3 protein-coding genes are annotated in these 2890 nt (G+C 73.4%); all 3 read right to left on the minus strand.

Features of this window, described 5'->3' with window-relative positions:
- On the minus strand, nucleotides 1–1294 hold a 1294-nt coding region (locus tag AX737_RS29955; RefSeq protein ID WP_156454052.1), incomplete at its 3' end, for a molybdopterin cofactor-binding domain-containing protein.
- Nucleotides 1291–2157, minus strand: a complete 867-nt coding sequence (locus AX737_RS29960) for an alpha/beta hydrolase (RefSeq protein WP_082773379.1) — start codon at nucleotides 2155–2157, stop codon at nucleotides 1291–1293. The genes AX737_RS29960 and AX737_RS29955, both read right to left, overlap by 4 nt.
- Before the next feature lie 22 nt (nucleotides 2158–2179).
- The coding region (locus tag AX737_RS29965; protein ID WP_156454053.1) for an amidohydrolase family protein at nucleotides 2180–2890 on the minus strand (711 nt) is incomplete at its 5' end.

Here is a 2890-nt window from a genome sequence, read left to right on the forward strand (position 1 = left end):
GGCGGGCCCGCACCGCCGCGACGTCGATGGCCTTGAGCGCCCGGGCCAGCGCCTCCGGGTAGTCGCCGCTGTCGAAGTGCTTCCGGGTGATGTTCTCGAACGGCATCTGCCCGGGCCGCACGAGGTTCTTCTCGCGCACGATTTCGGGCGCGATGCCCGCCTCGCGGGCGACCGCGTCGAGCACGAGTTCGAGGGCGAAGCAGACGCCGGTGCGGGCCACCCCGCGGTAGGGCAGGATCGGGCACTTGTTGGTGGCGACCGACCACGTGCGGCAGCGGTAGGCGGGGAAGTCGTAGGGCCCCGGCAGGATGCTCGCCACCTGCGCGGCCTCCAGGCAGGCCGAGAACGGGTAGGCCGAGTAGGCGCCGGAATCGACGGTCGCCTCGCAGTCGATGCCCCGCAGGGTGCCGTCGCGCTCCGCGTAGGCGGTGATGCGGTAATGGTGCTCGCGGCAATTGGCGTTGGCGGTGAGGTGCTCGCGCCGGTCCTCCAGCCAGCGCACCGGGTGGCCGCAGCGCAGCGCCAGCCAGCAGAGCGCCACGTCCTCGGCGAGCAGGATCGCCTTGTAGCCGAAGCCGCCGCCGACATCGGGCGAGACGATGCGGATGCGGCCCTGCTCGATCTGCAGGCACTCGGACAGGCCGTTGCGCACGATGTGCGGCATCTGGCTCGCGGTGTGGACCACGATCTGGTCGAGGCGGTGGTCGAGCTGGACCACGGTGCCGCGGCCCTCGATCGGCGCCATGCATTGCCGCCCCGTCGAGATGGTGCGGCTGACCCGGATCGGCGCGTCGAGGGCTGCCGCGATGTTCACGTCGACCAGCGTTTCCAGGAAGACGTTGTCGCCCCAGTGCTCGTGGACCAGGGCGGAGCCGGGCTCGCGCGCCGCCAGCATGTCGTGGACGGCCGGCAGCTCCTCCAGGTCGAGCACGACCGCGGCGGCGATGTCCTCGGCCTCGGCGCGGGTGGGCGCCACGCACATCGCCACCAGCTCGCCGACCTGCCGGACCTTGTCCGTCGCCAGCACCGGCTGCTCCGAGACCTTGAAGCCGGGCAGTCCCGAGACCGCGCGGATCGGCAGGACGCCGTCGAGGTCGGCGGCGGTGAAGACGCGGTCGCGATAGGCCTCCGGCACGTGGATCGCCCGGATGCGGGCATGCGCCAGGGGGCTGCGCACGAAGGCCACGTCCTGCATCCCGGGCAGGCGGATGTCGCCGACGTACTGGCCGCGCCCGCGCATCAGGCGGTCGTCCTCCTTGCGGGGCAGCGGCGCCCCGACGCCCTCCTGGCTCATCGGACGCCTCCGAGCAGATCCTGCGCCGCGCGCACCAGCAGGCCGTCCGCGCGCAGGAATTCGTTGAGGATCGAGAAGTGGTCGGCGCCGGGCACCGGCAGCAGCGCGCCCGGCGCGTGGTGGGCGGCGCGCAGGGCGTGGAGGTTGCGCGCGTCGTGGACGAGGGCCGGCAGCTCCCGGCTGCCGTAGGCGATCGTCAGGGGCTTCTCCACGACCGGCAGGCGCAGGGGCGAGAGGGTCGCGATCTCGTCGTCGGAGAGTTGCAGCTTGTCGTTCAGGTAGGTGTCGCGGATCGGTGCGAGGTCGTAGACGCCGGAGAGCGCGAGGCCCGCGGCGACCGCCGGGTGGCCGAGATGCAGCGCGGCGAGCTGCGCGCCGGCCGACCAGCCGGCGAGCACGACCGGGCCGCCGACCCCGTGCTCTGGCCCGTGGCGGCCGAGCCAGTCGAGGCTCGCGCCGATCTCGGCGACGATGTCGGCGAGGCGCGCCTCCGGCGCGAGGCTGTAGCCCGGCATCGCCACCGACCAGCCGGCCTCGTTCAGGCCTTGCGCGAAGCAGGCGAAGTCGGCCCGCGCGTTGCGCTGCCAGTAGCCGCCATGGACGAAGACGAGGCAGGGCGCGGCGGCGCCCGCCGGGTAAAGGTCGAGGGCGGTGCGCTCGGCACCCGCATACGGGATGTCGAGGGCGGCCGGGTGCGCCGCCCGGTAGGCGGCCGACGCCGCGTTGCGCGCCGCCACCTGCGCGGCGCTGTCGGGCACGCCCGCGTTGTTGTCGTAGCACCGGCCGCGGGCCGGGGCGTCCAGCTCCGCCCAGCGGCGGCGCGGATCCGGCGGCGTCGGGTCGTCGAGGACGAAGGCGGGCATGGACACCTCGGGCACGAGCATGTCAGGCCGCGACCGCCTGGGGCAGGATCGGCGAGTCGGCCTCGAAGCGCCGGCCCGCCCGCAGGCAGAAGGCGGGGCGGAGCAGCCGCTCGGCCACGACCTTGGTGTCCTCGTTGTCGCGCAGCAGGAAGCGGCCGCGGTCGTCGTGCAGCACCGAGACGTCGGCCACGCGCCCGACCGCGAGGGCGCCGAGGCTGTCGCTCATGCGCAGCATCTCGGCCGGATGGGAGGTCACCATCGGCACCACCTCCTCCAACGGGATGCCGAGCGCCATCATCGAGCTCATCGCCTGGGTGAGGCTGAAGCGGGCTTGGCCGAGGAAGGGGTGGTTCTCGTCGTCGTGGTGCTCGTCCGGGGTGCCGGCGGGCTTCGGGGCCTCGGGCACCTCGGTGTTGTAGCCGTGCATGTCGGCGCCGAGCGTGTAGGGGATGACGCCGGCCGGCAGCGAGGCGCGGGCCACCCGGTAGGAGAAGTGGCTGCCGTGGCCGACATCGACCTTGAGGCCCGCATCCATCGCCCGCCGGATGATGTGGTGGACCTCGCCCGCCTCGTTGATGAAGCCGCCGGGATGCCGGGTGAAGGGATGGGCCAGCACGTCGCCGGGGCGCAGCAGCGGGATCACCCGCTCGACGATGGTGTCGGCGTCCTCGCCGTTGGCGCCCGATTCCGGCAGGCCCCAGAGCTGGCCGAAATGCACGTAGAGCGGCAGGTC

Origin of the sequence: Methylobacterium sp. CCH5-D2 (genome assembly GCF_001556475.1) — a bacterium.
GTDB classification, from domain to species: domain Bacteria; phylum Pseudomonadota; class Alphaproteobacteria; order Rhizobiales; family Beijerinckiaceae; genus Methylobacterium; species Methylobacterium hispanicum.